Origin of the sequence: Nocardioides sp. QY071 (genome assembly GCF_029961765.1) — a bacterium.
Taxonomy (GTDB): domain Bacteria; phylum Actinomycetota; class Actinomycetes; order Propionibacteriales; family Nocardioidaceae; genus Nocardioides.
The window spans coordinates 1,348,049-1,363,079 of record NZ_CP124681.1; the positions used below are offsets into that span (position 1 = coordinate 1,348,049).

General features: G+C 71.3%; 15 protein-coding genes and 2 tRNA genes. 9 read left to right on the top strand and 8 right to left on the bottom strand.

All coding sequences use genetic code 11. From position 1 onward, the window contains the following. Positions 1-2 precede the first annotated feature (2 nt). The 3 genes from QI633_RS06390 to QI633_RS06400 are packed head-to-tail and all read right to left on the bottom strand — an operon-like array spanning position 3 to position 3,307. Positions 3-824, bottom strand: a complete 822-nt coding sequence (locus tag QI633_RS06390) for a purine-nucleoside phosphorylase (protein WP_141799903.1) — start codon at positions 822-824, stop codon at positions 3-5. 16 nt (positions 825-840) lie between these two features. Beyond that, entirely contained in the window at positions 841-2,271 is a 1,431-nt protein-coding gene (locus QI633_RS06395) for a serine/threonine protein kinase (RefSeq protein WP_282428460.1), read from the bottom strand. A gap of 19 nt (positions 2,272-2,290) precedes the next feature. Beyond that, positions 2,291-3,307 carry a hypothetical protein gene (locus QI633_RS06400; RefSeq protein ID WP_282428461.1) on the bottom strand — a complete coding sequence of 339 codons (1,017 nt, stop codon included), beginning with the start codon at positions 3,305-3,307 and terminating at the stop codon, positions 2,291-2,293. A gap of 187 nt (positions 3,308-3,494) precedes the next feature. Here QI633_RS06400 and QI633_RS06405 point away from each other — a divergent pair, with 187 nt between their 5' ends. Beyond that, positions 3,495-3,662 carry a hypothetical protein gene (locus tag QI633_RS06405; RefSeq protein ID WP_282428462.1) on the top strand — a complete coding sequence of 56 codons (168 nt, stop codon included), beginning with the start codon at positions 3,495-3,497 and terminating at the stop codon, positions 3,660-3,662. Positions 3,663-3,686: 24 nt separating this feature from the next. Here the strand turns inward: QI633_RS06405 and QI633_RS06410 are convergent, their stop codons facing one another. Then, positions 3,687-4,139: a gamma-glutamylcyclotransferase gene (locus QI633_RS06410; protein ID WP_141799902.1), complete on the bottom strand. Its 453-nt coding sequence runs from the start codon at positions 4,137-4,139 to the stop codon at positions 3,687-3,689. Between the two features lie 36 nt (positions 4,140-4,175). Then, the gene (locus QI633_RS06415) at positions 4,176-5,354 is read right to left on the bottom strand and encodes a S8 family peptidase (RefSeq protein ID WP_282428463.1); all 1,179 of its coding nucleotides are present in this window, start codon (positions 5,352-5,354) and stop codon (positions 4,176-4,178) included. A gap of 117 nt (positions 5,355-5,471) precedes the next feature. On the opposite strand from QI633_RS06415, the gene lpdA reads away from it, so the two are divergent. Then, complete coding sequence (gene lpdA / locus QI633_RS06420) at positions 5,472-6,872, top strand: dihydrolipoyl dehydrogenase (protein WP_282428464.1); 1,401 nt, start codon at positions 5,472-5,474, stop codon at positions 6,870-6,872. A gap of 65 nt (positions 6,873-6,937) precedes the next feature. Here the strand turns inward: lpdA and QI633_RS06425 are convergent, their stop codons facing one another. Genes QI633_RS06425 through QI633_RS06435 form a run of 3 tightly spaced genes read right to left on the bottom strand, consistent with a single transcriptional unit; the run spans position 6,938 to position 9,434 of the window. Then, positions 6,938-7,696 (bottom strand): amino acid ABC transporter ATP-binding protein, encoded by a 759-nt coding sequence (locus QI633_RS06425; protein WP_174245234.1) that lies wholly within the window; start codon positions 7,694-7,696, stop codon positions 6,938-6,940. Further along, on the bottom strand, positions 7,696-8,556 hold the full coding sequence (locus QI633_RS06430; RefSeq protein ID WP_282428465.1) for an amino acid ABC transporter permease: 861 nt from the start codon (positions 8,554-8,556) through the stop codon (positions 7,696-7,698). Before QI633_RS06430 ends, QI633_RS06425 begins: the two co-directional genes overlap by 1 nt. Next, positions 8,553-9,434: an ABC transporter substrate-binding protein gene (locus QI633_RS06435; protein ID WP_282428466.1), complete on the bottom strand. Its 882-nt coding sequence runs from the start codon at positions 9,432-9,434 to the stop codon at positions 8,553-8,555. Before QI633_RS06435 ends, QI633_RS06430 begins: the two co-directional genes overlap by 4 nt. A gap of 44 nt (positions 9,435-9,478) precedes the next feature. Between QI633_RS06435 and QI633_RS06440 the strand changes: the two genes are divergently transcribed. From QI633_RS06440 to tig, 7 genes are all read left to right on the top strand, one after another. Further along, positions 9,479-10,846 carry an NAD(P)H-quinone dehydrogenase gene (locus tag QI633_RS06440; RefSeq protein WP_141799897.1) on the top strand — a complete coding sequence of 456 codons (1,368 nt, stop codon included), beginning with the start codon at positions 9,479-9,481 and terminating at the stop codon, positions 10,844-10,846. Between the two features lie 20 nt (positions 10,847-10,866). Next, complete coding sequence (locus tag QI633_RS06445; RefSeq protein ID WP_141799896.1) at positions 10,867-11,370, top strand: ribose-5-phosphate isomerase; 504 nt, start codon at positions 10,867-10,869, stop codon at positions 11,368-11,370. Continuing rightward, positions 11,370-12,206: a DNA-formamidopyrimidine glycosylase family protein gene (locus tag QI633_RS06450; protein WP_282428467.1), complete on the top strand. Its 837-nt coding sequence runs from the start codon at positions 11,370-11,372 to the stop codon at positions 12,204-12,206. The genes QI633_RS06445 and QI633_RS06450 overlap by 1 nt, the downstream gene beginning before the upstream one ends. Beyond that, the gene (locus QI633_RS06455) at positions 12,161-13,249 is read left to right on the top strand and encodes a PP2C family protein-serine/threonine phosphatase (RefSeq protein ID WP_141799894.1); all 1,089 of its coding nucleotides are present in this window, start codon (positions 12,161-12,163) and stop codon (positions 13,247-13,249) included. The genes QI633_RS06450 and QI633_RS06455 overlap by 46 nt, the downstream gene beginning before the upstream one ends. Before the next feature lie 75 nt (positions 13,250-13,324). Beyond that, positions 13,325-13,395: transfer RNA gene (locus tag QI633_RS06460), tRNA-Gly, on the top strand. A 39-nt stretch (positions 13,396-13,434) separates the two neighbouring features. Further along, a tRNA-Pro gene (locus QI633_RS06465) sits at positions 13,435-13,507 on the top strand. Between the two features lie 66 nt (positions 13,508-13,573). Beyond that, a complete protein-coding gene (gene tig, locus QI633_RS06470; RefSeq protein ID WP_282428468.1) occupies positions 13,574-14,962 on the top strand; it encodes a trigger factor in 1,389 nt (462 codons plus the stop codon). The last annotated feature ends 69 nt before the right edge of the window (positions 14,963-15,031 follow it).

The window sequence follows — 15,031 nt, forward strand, 5'->3', positions numbered from 1 at the left end:
CCTCAGATGCGCGGGACGATGTCGCCGAGCAGCGCGCCCATCCGGGTGGCTGCGTTGCGGCCGGCCTCGAGCACCTCGGCGTGGTCGAGCGGCTCGCCGCTGAGTCCGGCGGCCAGGTTGGTGACCAGGCTGATGCCGAGGATCTCCATGCCGGCCTCGCGGGCGGCGATCGCCTCGAGCGTGGTGCTCATGCCGACCAGGTGGCCGCCGAGGATCCCGGCCATCCGCACCTCGGCCGGCGTCTCGTAGTGGGGCCCGGTGAACTGGACGTAGACGCCCTCGTCGAGGCTCGGCTCGACCGAGCGGCACAGCTCGCGCAGCCGCGTGGAGTAGAGGTCGGTGAGGTCGACGAAGTTGGCGCCGACGATCGGCGACTGCCCGGTCAGGTTGATGTGGTCGCTGATCAGCACCGGGGTGCCGGGCGTCCAGGTCTCCTTGAGCCCGCCGCACCCGTTGGTGAGCACGATCGCGCGGCAGCCGGCGGCGGCCGCCGTACGCACGCCGTGGACGACGGCGGCGACGCCCTTGCCCTCGTAGTAGTGGGTGCGACTGAGGAAGGCGAGCAGGTGGCGGTCGCCATCGGCGCCGGGGAGCCGGATCGAGCGGATCTTGCCCGAGTGGCCGGCGACCGCGGAGGCGCCGAAGCCCGGCAGGTCCGTCACGGAGATCTCGGTGGTGTTCTCTCCGGTCGGGTCGAGCGCCTCGGCGGCCGGCAGCCAGCCGGAGCCGAGCACGAGCGCGACGTCGTGACGGGCCACGCCCGTGAGCTCGGCGAGACGGGCGGCGGCCTCTTCGGCCAGGGCGTACGGTGTGGACTCGGTCACGGCGCGAGCCTACTCATCACCAGGTCGCGACGAGACCTTCCGGGACGTACCCGTGACGCACCCGCTGCGGGTGGTCGCCGACCTCCCGGTAGGCGAGCTCCTGTCCGGTGTTCGTGTCGATGACCGCGACGGCGTCGCTGCCCGACAGCGAGATCCAGCAGGTGTCGTCGAGGCCCTCGGTGGTCCAGTACGGCTTGAGGTAGGTGTGGCCGGTGGTCGTCTCGTCGAAGATCGTGTACCTGCCCGACGTCCGGTCGACCAGCGCGGCGTAGTCGTCCATGGTGCCGGCGACGCAGAGCGTGTCGCCGTCCGCGTTGATCGACAGGCCGTGGTGGGCCGAGTCGTTGACGTACTGCTCGCGCAGCATGTTCGGCACCCGGTTGGGCAGCGGGATCAATCGGGTGACCGCGCCGGCTCGTGGCTCGGGGACGCCGCCGAGCGTGTAGTCGACCTTGCCGTTGAGGTCGGGCGCCTGGGTGTCGAACTCGACGAAGCCGTGGAAGAAGGACACCTGGAAGTAGACGTAGCGCTCGTCGGGGGAGACAGCCATCGGGCGTACGGCGCTGCTCATGTTCGGGTACCCGGCCTCCGCGAGCTCGCGGCCGATGCCCCAGCGCTGGAGGACCGAGAAGTCGGAGTTGCGCACGACCTGGAACCACCGATCGCCCTTGAGGGCGTCGAGCAGCGGGATGTCCCCGGGCGTGTAGACCAGGCCGATCGAGGCATGGAAGATCCGCTGCCCGTCCCGGGTGTAGTTGCTCTCGTGCGGGGTCTCCCCGGACGGGAAGGTCCGCATCCGGTCGCCCATCCTCACGACGGTGCCGTCGGTGAGCGTCTCGTCGACCATCGAGTACTCGATCACCTGGCGCTTGGTCGAGTCCGAGACCAGCAGCCGCCGCCCGTCGCGCGAGAGCGCCATGTGGTCGCTGCGGTTGCCGTCCATCGACTGCTCACGCACGATCGAGTCCGGCTCGCCGGCGGTGGCCTTGGCGATGTCGATCCACACGACGTCGGCGAAGCTGGGCCGCGACACCGCGAGGTAGCGCCCGTCGAGCGTGGTGAACATGTCGTCGACGAACTGGTCGTGGCCCTCGCCGGGGCCGTACCGGATGAGCAGGAAGTACGCCAGGTCCACCGGGTTGGTGCGGATGTCGGCAAGCTCCTGCGCCTTGTCGGGGACCAGGTCCACGCCGCGCTTGAGCACCGTGAAGTCGTGCGCGTCGACGACGCTCGCCGTTCCGGCCCAGTTGTTGCCGACCCACATCACGTCGCGCAGGCCGGGCGCCCGCTGCGGGAGCGAGGTCGGAGCGGCCGGGAGGGCGGCGACCGCCGCCGACCGCCCGGGCTCGGCCGGCGCGGCGTCGGGGAAGGCCAGCGAGAGGGTGGCGACACCGACGGCGGTGACGGCGAGGGACAGGTGACGGAGAGCACGGGAGGACGTCCGCATAACCTGACAACGGGTCAGGTTATGGAGAGGTCACGCCTCCGAGGTATGTCGTCGCGGCGGCGTCCCAGGCGGTCGGCGGGCCCCCCGCGTCGGCGTCGGCTCCCACCGCCACCGAGACCAGGCGGTCCAGGTCCGGCAGTCCGGTGCCGCCCGGTTGCGGCACCTCGTTGCCGAGCTCGTAGGCCGAGCCCGGTGGGAGCTTCCCGACGACGTCGAGCTGGGGACGGATCATCGGCCAGAGCCGATCGCCCCACGTCTCGGGAGTCACGGTCCCGGGCTGGGTGACACCGGGCAGGACGAGGCCGACGCTCACGCGGACGGGGGGCTCGTCGTCGTGGTCGCGCCCCTCCCGCAGGCGGATCCACGGAGCGGAGTCGGCCGGCGCCGAAGCCAGCGTCGTCCGCAGCCGGCGCCAGCGGTCGAGCGTCACCGGCGTCATCGGCTCGTCGCTGCGCACCGCCGAGGCGTCGCCCGGCTGGTGCTCCCCGGTCCGGATGCCGAGGTGGGGTGTCCGCCGCAGGACCGGGTCCGCGATCGTCGCCTCGAGGGCGGTGGTGAGGTCGTCGGGGCCGCCGTCGTCGAGGACCACCTCGGTCCCGCCCGAGGAGAGCGTCACGGAGCCGTCGTACGTCCGTGCCGATGCCAGGAACTGCTCGGCGCGGTCGGATGTGGGCGGATCCAACGCGCTGTAGGCGCCGTCGACCAGGTCGCGGTCGCCGAGGTCGTCGGGGACGCTCTTCGGCAGCTCACCCCACGCCAGGGACAGGGTGTAGAGGTCGGGCTCGGCCTGCGCCAGGGCATCGAGGACGGCGGTCAGCTGCTGAGGGGTGATGTCCTCGTCGAGGTCGGCCTCGACCACGAGGCCGCGGACGCCGTCCTCGACCTCCTGCAGTCCGGACCAGGTGTCCCGGACCCCGTCGAGCCCGGCCAGCACGCCTGAGCCGCCGTTCGGACTCGGCGTCTCGGGGTCCGACGTGCACGAGGTGAGGCCCGCTGCCGCGAGGAGCAGCGCCACGGTCGTCCGGCGCCGGTGCATGGCCCCTGCATACCCCATCACCACGGAGCCATGTCCCGTGGAGTTTGGTCGGCGCCAGCCAGGGAACGACGGCTCGGCACGGTCGTGCGAGGAACGAGGGCGAGATGACGGACCCGGAGGTGCTCTTCCGGCGCCTGGTGTCAGGCCGGCCGAACCGCTTGCGTGAGATCGGCGCGGACCTCGGCGGGTGACGGTCGACACCGTGCTGGCGTCGGCGCTCAGCGACCTGGACAAGCTGGTGCCGACCGTCGACCGGATGGGATCCGAGCTCAAGGCGACATCGACCGACTACGAATCGACGGATATCGCCAGCGGGGCACTCCTCGCGGTCCTGCTCACCCTGATGGACGGCTGAGAGCCGGGTACGGGACGGGCCCCGTCACAACCCCGTCGACCGGCAGGCCCGGCCCCGCAGGCCGGTGACGTAGTCGGCGGGTGCGTCGGCGGCCTCGGCCGCGTCCGCCAGCACCCCGAGGTACGACGCCGAGGGCAGCCCGCCCTCGTAGGCGTCGAGCACGTAGGTCCACGCCACGACCTCGCCGGCCATGGTCGAGATCCGCACCTTGGTCTTGCGGTACAGCCCCGAGTCGGCCGACTCCCATTGGTCCAGGCTCGGCTCGTCGAGCGGGCTGACGTCGTAGACGGCGACGAAGACCGCGCTCATCGGGTCGGGCGCGATGGTCGCCAGCGCGCCGTCCCAGCCGTGCTCCTCGCCGCCGAAGGTCAGCCGCCACCCGGTGAGCCAGCCGGTGGTCTGCAGCGGCGAGTGGGGGCACCGCTCGCCCATCCGCTGGGGGTCGAGGTTGGTGCCGTAGGCGGCGTACGACGTCACGGGGGTCAGGCTAGTCCGTCGTACGCCGCCGACCCGTCAGGCGCCGGTGTAGAGCAGGTGGTTGTTGGGGGTGGCGGGCGAGCAGATGATCAACAGCACGCAGGTCTTCTGGGTGCCGGTGATCTTGTTCTTGGTGGTCGCGCCGAGCACCCCGGTGGCGACCTGGGCAGGCGTGGCCGTGGGGTGCGCGGACAGGTACAGCGCGGCAGCGCCCGTCACGTGCGGGGTCGCCATCGACGTACCGCTGATCGTGTTGGTGCCGCTGGCGAGCCAGTCCGAGGTGATGTCGACGCCGGGCGCGAAAAGGTCGACGCAGGTGCCGCGGTTGGAGAAGCCGGCGCGGGCGTCGGCGCGGTCGCTGGCGGCGACGGTCAGTGCCTCCGGAACCCGGGCGGGCGACTTGGTGCAGGAGTCGGAGTTCTCGTTGCCCGCCGCGACGGCCATGGTGACGCCGTCGGCGACGACCCGCTTGACCGCGGAGTCGAGCGCGGTGGACGCACCGCCGCCGAGGCTCATGTTGGCGACGGCCGGGCGGCCGGGCTGGTGGTTGGCGACGACCCAGTCGAGGCCGGCGATCACACCGGAGGTCGCGCCGGATCCGCCGCAGTCGAGCACGCGTACGGCGACCAGGCGGGCCTGCTTCGCGAGCCCCTTGCTGGTGCCGCCGATGGTGCCGGCGACGTGGGTGCCGTGGCCGTTGCAGTCGCTCGCGTCGGCGTCCCCGTCGACGGTGTCGGTGCCGGACACGGCCCGGCCGCCGAGGTCCGGGTGGTCGAGCTGGATGCCCGTGTCGACGACGTACGCGTCGACGCCGGAGCCGCTGCTGGTCCACGAGTAGGCGTTGTCGAGCGGCAGGTTGCGCTGGTCGACCCGGTCCTGGCCCCAGCTGGGCGCCGGGCTCTGGGTGTCGCTGGCCCGCACGGTGCGGTCCATCTCCACCGAGAGCACCCGGTTGTCGCCGCGCAGCAGCGAGACGAGGGCGTCGGTCAGGGTGGCGGCGAAGCCGTTCAGCGCGTGCTCGTAGACGTGCGTCACGGTGCCGCCCTTGCGGGTGACCAGCGCGTTCGCGGTGGCGTCGGCATCGGCACCCGGCTCGAGCACGACGATGACGTCGAGCAGGCCCGCCGACGTGGCCTGGGCCTGGGGTAGCGGTACGGCGGCGAGGCCGGCGAGCGCGAGCGCGCAGGACGTGATGAATCCGAGAATCCGAGACATGGAGGGAGCAGCTTCCTCTTCGCGTACGGCGGCCCCATGCCGCCGTACTCATGAGTAGGAGCACTCTGCCCTGAGCGTGATGTCCGACACAAGGAGGGCCCCTACTACGCTGGCTCCGTGACCCACTTCGATGTCCTCGTCCTCGGTGCCGGCCCCGGTGGTTACGTCGCCGCGATCCGCGCCGCTCAGCTCGGCAAGTCCGTTGCCGTGATCGAGAAGAAGTACTGGGGCGGCGTCTGTCTCAACGTCGGCTGCATCCCCTCCAAGGCGCTGCTCAAGAACGCCGAGCTGGCCCACACGCTGACCCAGGAGAAGGCCAAGTTCGGCATCGAGGGTGACGCGACCATGGCCTTCGGCCCGACGCACGCGCGCTCGCGCCAGGTGAGCGCCGGCATCGTCAAGGGCGTCCACTTCCTGATGAAGAAGAACAAGATCACCGAGATCGACGGCTGGGGGACCCTGACCGGCCCGAAGTCGGTCTCCGTCGCGCTCAACGACGGCTCCACCGCCGACTACACCTGCGACAACCTGATCATCGCCACCGGTGCGACCGTCCGCACCGTCCCCGGCGTCGAGGTCAACGGCAAGAACATCGTGTCGTACGAGGAGCAGATCCTCGACGAGAACCTGCCCTCCTCGATCATCATCGGCGGCTCCGGTGCGATCGGCGTCGAGTTCGCCTACGTGCTGAAGAACTTCGGTGTCGACGTCACCATCGTCGAGTTCCTCGACCGGATGGTCCCGACCGAGGACGCCGACGTCTCCAAGGAGCTCGCGCGCCACTACAAGAAGCTCGGCGTGAAGGTGCTCACCTCCACCGCCGTCAAGGGAGTCGAGGACACCGGTTCCGGTGTCAAGGTCCGTATCGCCCCGGCCGCCGGGGGCGACGAGCAGGTGCTCGAGGCCGACAAGTTCCTCGCGGCCTTCGGCTTCGCCCCCCGCCTCGAGGGCTACGGCCTCGACGCCACCGGAGTCGCTCTCACCGACCGTGGCGCGATCCAGGTCGACGAGTTCTGCCGCACCAGCGTCGAGGGTGTCTACGCGATCGGCGACGTCACGGCCAAGATGATGCTGGCACACGTCGCCGACGCGATGGGCACCGTCGCCGCCGAGCACCTGGCGGGCGCCGAGACCATGCCGGTCGAGTACGACTTCATCCCGCGCGCGACCTACTGCCAGCCGCAGATCGGCTCCTTCGGCTACTCCGAGGCGCAGGCGAAGGAGAAGGGGTACGACGTCAAGACGGCCTCGTTCCCGTTCTCGGCCAACGGCAAGGCTCAGGGCCTCGGCGAGGCGGTCGGGTTCGTCAAGATCGTCGCCGACGCGGAGTTCAACGAGATCCTCGGCGCCCACATGATCGGCCCGGACGTCACCGAGCTGCTCCCCGCGCTGACCCTCGCGCAGAAGTGGGACCTGACCGCCGACGAGGTGGGCCGCAACGTGTTCGCCCACCCGACGCTGTCCGAGGCGGTCAAGGAGGCGATCCACGGGATCGCCGGCCACATGATCCATCTCTGATCCGGCATCGCCTCGGCCCCTGTCCCGCTGTTGCGGGGCGGGGGCCGTGTCGTTGCCGGACCCGATCAGGCCTGGGGCAGCACCCGGCGCAGGAACTCCCGGGTCCGTGCCTGCTCGGGAGCCCCCAGCACCTGCGCAGGCGGACCCTCCTCGACGATCCGGCCGCCGTCGAGGAAGCAGACGTGCGAGGCGACCTCGCGGGCGAAGCTCATCTCGTGGGTGGCCAGCACCATCGTCGTACCCGCTTCGGCGAGGCTGCGGACGATGTCGAGCACCTCGCCCACCAGCTCCGGGTCGAGCGCGGCGGTGATCTCGTCGAGCAGCAGCAGGGCCGGGTCCGTGCACAGCGCGCGGACCAGGGCGACCCGCTGCTGCTGGCCGCCGGAGAGGCGGTCGGGGTGCTTGTCGACGTGCTCGCTGAGTCCGAAGCGGTGCAGCAGCTCGCGGGCCTTGTCCTTCGCGGCCGCGGCGGGGATGCCGTGCACGCGGCGCGGTGCCAGGGTGCAGTTGTCGAGGACGCTGAGGTGCGGGAACAGGTTGTAGGCCTGGAAGACCATGCCGATGTCGCGCCGCACGACCCGCGGGTCGACCAGCGGGTCGGAGATCTCACGGCCCTGGAACTCGATCACGCCGTCGTCGATCGGCTCGAGCAGGTCGAGGCAGCGCAGCAGGGTCGACTTGCCCGAGCCGGACGACCCGATCAGGCAGACCACGTCGCCAGGGGAGACGGTGAGGGACAGGTCGTCGAGGACCACCCGCCGGCCCGGCTCGTCGTGGCGCGGGTAGGTCTTGCGGACATCGCGGACCTGCAGCAGTGCCGTCATCAGAGTGCTCCTGCCCGCTCGCGCCGGGCCAGTCGTCGCGCGAGCACGTCGCACAGTCGGGCCAGGGGCACGGTCATCGCGATGAAGAAGAGGGCCGCGACGACGTACGGCGTGAAGTTGAAGTTGAAGTTCCCGTAGTCCGCGGCGGCGAACAGGGCGTCGAACAGGCCGACCGAGGCGACCAGCGCGGTGTCCTTCTGCAGGGAGACGAAGTCGTTGAGCAGCGGGGGTACGACGCGGCGCACGGCCTGTGGGACGACCACGTGCCGCATCGTCTGGGCCCGGGACAGGGCCAGCGCCTCGGCGCTGGCGAGCTGCGAGGGGTGCACCGACTCGATGCCGGAGCGGAACACCTCGGCGACGTAGGCCGAGTAGGACACGACCAGCGCGACCGTGGCCCAGAAGAAGATGCTGTTGGGGATGCCGGCGAGTCCGAGCGCGGGCATGCCGAAGACGAAGAGGAAGACGAGCAGCAGCGTCGGGACGCCGCGCACCACGTCGGTGTAGAGCACCGCGAGGCCGCGCAGTGGCACCAGCCACGCCGACGTCGCCTGTCGGGCCAGGGCCAGCGCCAGGCCCAGGACCAGGATGATCGGCTCGGCGATGAGGAACATCCGCACGTTGAGCCAGAACCCGTCGAGGATCGACGGCAGCGACTCCTTGGCGTGGTGCAGGTCGAGGAAGGTCGCGCGCACCCGCGGCCACCCCGGCGACAGCACCAGCGCCGCACCGAGCGCGCCGATCACCACGACCGTCGCGATGCTGGCGACCACGACGCCGTGGCGCCGCTGACGGGAACGGGTACGACGCCGGGCGAGCTCGCGCTCGCTCGGCTGCCAGTCCGCGGTCGACCCGCTCACTGCAGCTCGGGCACGCTGACCACGTCGGACAGCCACTTCTGCTGCAGGTCGGCCAGGGTGCCGTTCTCCTTCAGCGACGCGATGGCGCCGTTGACGCAGGGGAGCAGCTCGTTGCCCTGCTCGAAGAGCAGGCCGAACTCTTCGGGCTCGCCGCCGTCGTACTGGAACTGGCCCAGCAGCACGCTGTTCTCGATCTCCGCCGCGCTGATGTAGAACGCGGTCGGCAGGTCCGCGACGATCGCGTCGACCTGGCCGTTGAGCATCGCCTGCTTGGCGTTGTTGGTGTTCTGGAAGACCAGCGGCTCCTGCTCGGGCTTGATCACGTCGCGCACGGCGGTCAGCGACGTGGTGCCGGTCTGGGCGCCGATCTTGAACTTCGCGAGGTCGGCAAGCGAGGTCGCCTCGGCGGCGGGGCTGTCCTTGAGCACGATCACGGCCTGCGCGGCGGAGTAGTAGCCGTCGGAGAAGTCGACCGCCTTCTCACGCTCGGGGTTGACCGAGATCTGGTTGATGTCGAAGTCGAAGTCCTTCTTGCCGGGCTTGTACGAGTTGTTGAACGGCACGGTCACCCAGCTGACCTGGTCCTTCGAGAAGCCGAGCTCGTCGGCCAGCGCGTAGGCCACGGCGGACTCGAAGCCCTTGCCGTTGGCCGGGTCGTCGTCGACGAACCAGGGCTCGTAGGCCGGCGAGTCGGTGCCGATCGTCAGCACGCCCTTCTTCACCAGCGGGAGGTCGGCGACGGCACACTCGTCGGCCGAGGCGCTCTTGCCGCTCTGCTCGGGCTCGTCCTCCGCCGGGGCGCACGCGGCGACCGCGGTGGCGAGCAGGACGGCGGCGACGGGGGCGGCGGCGCGGGACAGGCGCAGGGCAGGACGCATGGCAGGAATCGTAGGGCGAGCCCTGCGCTGCAAGAATGGCGGCCATGACGCGCGTCGTGATCGTCGGTGGGGGACCCGGTGGCTACGAGTCGGCCCTGGTGGCCGCCCAGCTCGGGGCGGAGGTCGTCGTCGTGGACTCCGACGGGGTCGGCGGGTCGGCGGTGCTGACCGACTGCGTGCCGAGCAAGACCCTGATCGCGACCGCCGAGGTGATGACCGACTTCCTCGAAGCCGGCGAGCTCGGCATCGACGTCGCCGCGCCGCGGGTCGACCTGGCCCGGGTCAACGACCGGGTCAAGGCGCTCGCGCTCGCGCAGTCCGCCGACATCGAGAGCCGGCTGGCCCGTGAGGGCGTCACCGTCGTCCACGGCCGGGGCCGCCTCGACGGCCCGTCGCGGGTGGTGGCGACGCTCGCCGACGGCACCGAGGCGACGTACGACGCCGACGCGGTGCTCGTCGCGACCGGCGCCACGCCGCGGGTGCTGGAGACCGCGCAGCCCGACGGCGAGCGGATCCTGACGTGGGAGCAGGTCTACGACCTCGCCGAGATGCCCGAGCACGTGATCGTGGTCGGCTCCGGTGTGACCGGTGCGGAGTTCGCCAGCGCCTACCAGTCGCTCGGCATCCCGGTCACCCTCGTGTCCTCGCGTGACCGCGTGCTGCCCGGCGAGGACCAGGACGCCGCGCAGGTGCTCGAGGACGTGCTGACCCGGCGCGGCATGACCGTTCTCGGGCGGTCCCGGATGCAGTCGGTGACCCGCTCCGGCGACGCGGTGACCGTGACCCTGCAGGACGGTCGCGAGGTGACCGGATCGCACTGCATCCTCGCCCTCGGCTCGGTCCCCAACACCGAGGGGATCGGCCTGGAGTCGGCCGGCGTCACGCTCGACGACGGCGGGTTCGTCAAGGTCGACCGGGTCTCGCGGACCTCCGCGCCCGGGGTGTACGCCGCCGGCGACTGCACCGGTGTGTTCATGCTGGCCTCGGTCGCCGCCATGCAGGGCCGGATCGCGATGGCCCACGTGCTCGGCGACGCGGTCCAGCCGCTCGACCTCGGCGTGGTCGCGTCCAACGTCTTCACGTCCCCGGAGATCGCCACCGTCGGCGTCACCCAGAAGCAGGTCGACGCGGGCGAGGTGCTCGCCGAGGTGGTCATGCAGCCGCTCGCCACGAACCCGCGCGCCAAGATGCAGGGCATCGTCGACGGCTTCGTGAAGCTGTTCGTCGCCCCCGGCTCGCGCAGCCTGCTCGGCGGTGTCGTCGTCGGGCCCCGCGCCTCCGAGCTGATCCACCCCGTCGCGCTCGCCGTGACCGAGCGGCTCACCGCCGACCAGCTCGCCCAGACGTTCACCGTCTACCCGTCGATCAGCGGCTCGATCGCCGAGGCCGCCCGCCGCCTGCACCAGGTCTGAGACCTGAGACAATCGCTGCCATGCGCGTTCATCTCGGCTGCGACCACGCCGGCCTCGAGCTCAAGTCCCACCTCACCGGCTGGCTGACCGAGCACGGCTACGAGCCGGTCGACCACGGCCCGTTCGTCTACGACGCGCTCGACGACTACCCGGTCTTCTGCCTGCGCGCTGCCGAGGGCGTGCGCGCCGACCGCGAGCAGGGCCTCGACAGCCTCGGCGTGGTCATCGGCGGCTCCGGCAACGGCGAGCAGATCGCCGCCAACAAGGTGAAGGGCATCCGGGCGGCCCTCGCCTGGTCGGAGGAGACCGCCACCCTGGCGCGCGAGCACAACGACGCCTGGGTGGTCGCCGTCGGCGGCCGGATGCACACCCTCGACGAGATGACCCGTCTCGTCGAGGTCTTCCTGACCACCCCGTTCCCCGGCGACGAGCGCCACGTGCGCCGCATCGGCCAGCTGTCGTCGTACGAGACCACCGGGGATCTCCCGCCGCTGCCCGAGTCGGCTCTCGGGCACCAGGACTGATGCCCGAGGGTCATACCCTCCATCGCCTCGCCGGCGAGCTGACCGCGGTCTTCGGGGGGAGCCGCGTCCAGGTCGGGAGCCCTCAGGGCCGCTTCGCCGAGTCCGCCGCGCAGCTCGACGGCGCCCTGCTCGTCGACGCCGACGCCTGGGGCAAGCAGCTGTTCATCCGGTTCGAGGGTGAGCGGTTCGTCCACGTCCACCTCGGGCTCTACGGCACCTTCGACGTGCACGCCGGCGTCGACGAGATCCCGGCGCCCGTCGGGCAGGTCCGCCTGCGGCTGACCCGCCCCGGTGCGTACGCCGACCTGCGGGGCGCGACGACCTGCGCGCTCGTCACGGCTGCCGAGCGCGCGGCGGTGGTCGCGAAGGCCGGCCCGGACCCGCTGCGCGACGACGCCGACCCCGAGCGGGCCTGGGCCCGGATCTCTCGGAGCAGCGCACCGATCGGCACCCTGCTGATGGACCAGACCGTGCTGGCCGGCGTCGGGAACGTCTACCGCGCCGAGGTGCTCTTCCGGCACCGCATCCACCCGTTGCGGCCCGGTCGCACGCTTCGTCGTACGCAATGGGGGGCGATCTGGGACGATCTGGTGGTGCTGATGGGGGAGGGAGTGCTCACCGGGCGGATCGACACCGTCCGTCCCGAGCACACCCCGGAGGCGATGGGTCGCCCGCCGCGGGTCGACGACCACGGCGGCGAGGTCTACGTCTACCGCCGCACCGGCCAGTCCTGCCACGTGTGCCAGGGCAAGGTCCGCACCGAGGTCCTGGGCGGCCGCAACCTGTTCTGGTGCCCGCGCTGCCAGCCGGTGTTCCGGTCCAGGGCGGGTCGATGATCCGCGGCCGGCGCTGGGCGGGCTCCGACGTCGGGCTGGCCTGCGTCCTGGCGCTGCTCACCTCGGCGGTCGTCGTCGGCATCGGGTGGAACCCGGACGACGTCCCCATCAACCTGGTCTTCCTGCCGCTGGTGCTCGGCATCCTGTTCCTCAGCAACCGGGTGCTGCGCTGGTTCGCGGCGTTCATCATGGTGGCCCTCAGCTCTGCGGCCGTGCTGCAGGACACCTACCCGGTGCGCATCGTCGTCGCGCTGGTCGTGATGTACGGGGTCTCGGTCCTCGTGATCGTGCTGTCCCTGCGGCGCGACCACGTCGGCGTCGGCCCCATGCGGGGGCAGTCGATGCTGGTCGACCTGCGCGACCGGATCCTGGCCCAGGGCGAGATCCCGCAGCTCCCCCGGGAGTGGCTGGTCCAGTCGGCGCTGTCGTCGGCCGGCGGCTCGCCGTTCGCCGGCGACTTCGTCGTCGCCACCGCGAGCGACCGCGGCCGGCGGATGGAGCTGGTCGTGGTCGACGTGTCCGGCAAGGGCGAGGCGGCCGGCACCCGGGCGCTCCAGCTGTCCGGTGCGATGGGCGGGCTGGTGGCCGCGCTGCCGCCCGACCGGTTCTTCCCGGCCGCCAACGACTACCTCCTCCAGCGCGCCTGGGAGGAGGGCTTCGCGACCGCCGTCCACGTCTCGGTCGACCTGCGCACCGGAGACTTCGAGCTGCGCTCGGCCGGGCACCCGCCGGCCGTGCAGCGCGAGGCCGGCTCGGGCCGCTGGAAGCTGCTCCGGCCCGAGGGGCCGGTCCTCGGCATCGTCGACGACGCCGACTTCAGCTGCCACCGCGGCCGGCTCGCGCCGGGCGACAGCCTGCTGCTCTACACCGACGGCATGGTCGAGGAGCCGCGCCGCGACATCGACCTCGGCATCGACCACATGATGGGAGAGGCCGAGTCGCTGCTGCGCGGGTCGTGGGAGGGGCTGGCCCGTCGCCTGGTCGCCGCGGTCGGCTCACCGGACGACGACCGGGCGCTGCTGGTGGTCCACCGGCGCCCCTGAGTTGGGGTCGTCACCCTGCCGTGTGGCACGATTGCGCGTGGTCTCCGGCCGGGCGCGAGCACGGCCGTGACCTCCGGGGATGTAGCTCAATGGTAGAGCCTCAGTCTTCCAAACTGATTACGCGGGTTCGATTCCCGTCATCCCCTCGAAGTGCGGTCCGTCCACCCGAGCGACGGGCCGTTCCGCGGGGCGTAGCGTAGTGGCTAGCGCGCCTGCTTTGGGAGCAGGAGACCGCAGGTTCGAGTCCTGTCGCCCCGACAGATCGCCCCGATCGGCGGGCCCTCGTGGCCCGTGCACCATCCCCAGACCAGTAGGAGAACACCTGTGAAGAGCGCCGTCGAGACCTTGAGCCCGACCCGGGCCAAGCTGACCGTCGAGGTGCCCTTCGAGGAGCTCAAGCCGAGCCTCGACGCGGCGTACCAGAAGATCGCGAAGCAGATCAACGTCCCCGGCTTCCGCCGTGGCAAGGTCCCGCCGCAGGTCATCGACCGCCAGGTCGGCCGCGGCGTGGTCCTCGACGAGGCCGTCAACGACGTGCTGCCGAAGGCGTACGTCGAGGCGCTCCAGGAGAACAACCTCACGCCGCTCGCGCAGCCCGACATCGAGGTCACCAAGTTCGAGGACAACGACGGCCTCGAGTTCACCGCCGAGGTCGACGTGAAGCCCGAGTTCGAGCTCCCGGCGTACGACGGCATCGAGGCCTCCGTCGAGGACCTCGAGGTCTCCGACGAGGACGTCGCCGAGCAGGTCGAGGCCCTGCGTGAGCGCTTCGGCACCCTGATCGACGTCGAGCGCGCGGCGCAGGACGGCGACTTCGTGGTCATCGACCTGGTCGCCACCAACGACGGCGAGGTCGTCGAGGGCGCCGAGATCTCCGGCTTCTCCTACAAGGTCGGCAACGGCGGCATGATCGACGGGCTCGACGAGGCCCTGACCGGCATGGGCGTCGACGAGGAGAAGACCTTCACCACCCAGCTGGTGTCCGGCGACCTGGTGGGCCAGGACGTCGAGGTGGCCGTCAAGGTCACCCAGGTCCAGGAGCAGGAGCTCCCCGAGCTCGACGACGAGTTCGCCCAGGAGGCCTCGGAGTTCGACACCCTCGACGAGCTGCGTGCCGACGTCCGCGAGCGGCTGACCCGCGGCAAGCGCCTCGAGCAGGCCGCCGCCGCCCGCGACGCCGTCCTCGAGGCGCTGCTGGAGAAGGTCGAGATCCCGCTGCCCGACAGCATGGTCACCGAGGAGCTCAACGCGCGCCGCGGCAACCTGGAGCAGCAGCTCGCCATGGCCGGGATGACGCTCGAGAAGTACCTCGAGGACGAGAAGCAGACCCAGGAGGAGTTCGAGGCCGACCTCGAGCGCCGGGTCCGTGACGCCGTCGCCGCCCAGTTCCTCCTCGACGACATCGCCGACAAGGAGGAGATGGGCGTCGACCAGGGCGAGCTGACCCAGCACATGATCCGCCGCGCCCAGCAGTCCGGCCAGGACCCGCAGGAGTTCGTGAACCACATGTTCGAGCACAACCACGTGCCCGAGCTGGTCCAGGAGATCCGCCGCGGCAAGGCGCTACAGCTGCTCGTCGAGGGCGCGACCGTCAAGGACGCCGCCGGCAACGTCGTCGAGCTCAAGGACCTGCAGGCCGACAGCACCATCGGCGAGCCCGCCGAGGAGACCGCCGAGGCCGCCGAGGAGACCGAGGCCCCGGCCGAGGCCTGATCCGCACGCTCCACCGTCGCACCCGGCATCCGGGTCGCCCTCCTCGCGGAGATGCGACCGGATGGCCGG

What these genes read in the sequence shown, in the direction of transcription:
- QI633_RS06395 (WP_282428460.1), bottom strand. Translation starts at nt 2,271, where the DNA reads ATGCGGACGTCCTCCCGTGCTCTCCGTCACCTGTCCCTCGCCGTCACC.
- QI633_RS06400 (WP_282428461.1), bottom strand. Translation starts at nt 3,307, where the DNA reads ATGCACCGGCGCCGGACGACCGTGGCGCTGCTCCTCGCGGCAGCGGGC.
- QI633_RS06415 (WP_282428463.1), bottom strand. Translation starts at nt 5,354, where the DNA reads ATGTCTCGGATTCTCGGATTCATCACGTCCTGCGCGCTCGCGCTCGCC.
- QI633_RS06425 (WP_174245234.1), bottom strand. Translation starts at nt 7,696, where the DNA reads ATGACGGCACTGCTGCAGGTCCGCGATGTCCGCAAGACCTACCCGCGC.
- QI633_RS06435 (WP_282428466.1), bottom strand. Translation starts at nt 9,434, where the DNA reads ATGCGTCCTGCCCTGCGCCTGTCCCGCGCCGCCGCCCCCGTCGCCGCC.
- QI633_RS06440 (WP_141799897.1), top strand. Translation starts at nt 9,479, where the DNA reads ATGACGCGCGTCGTGATCGTCGGTGGGGGACCCGGTGGCTACGAGTCG.
- QI633_RS06445 (WP_141799896.1), top strand. Translation starts at nt 10,867, where the DNA reads ATGCGCGTTCATCTCGGCTGCGACCACGCCGGCCTCGAGCTCAAGTCC.
- QI633_RS06450 (WP_282428467.1), top strand. Translation starts at nt 11,370, where the DNA reads ATGCCCGAGGGTCATACCCTCCATCGCCTCGCCGGCGAGCTGACCGCG.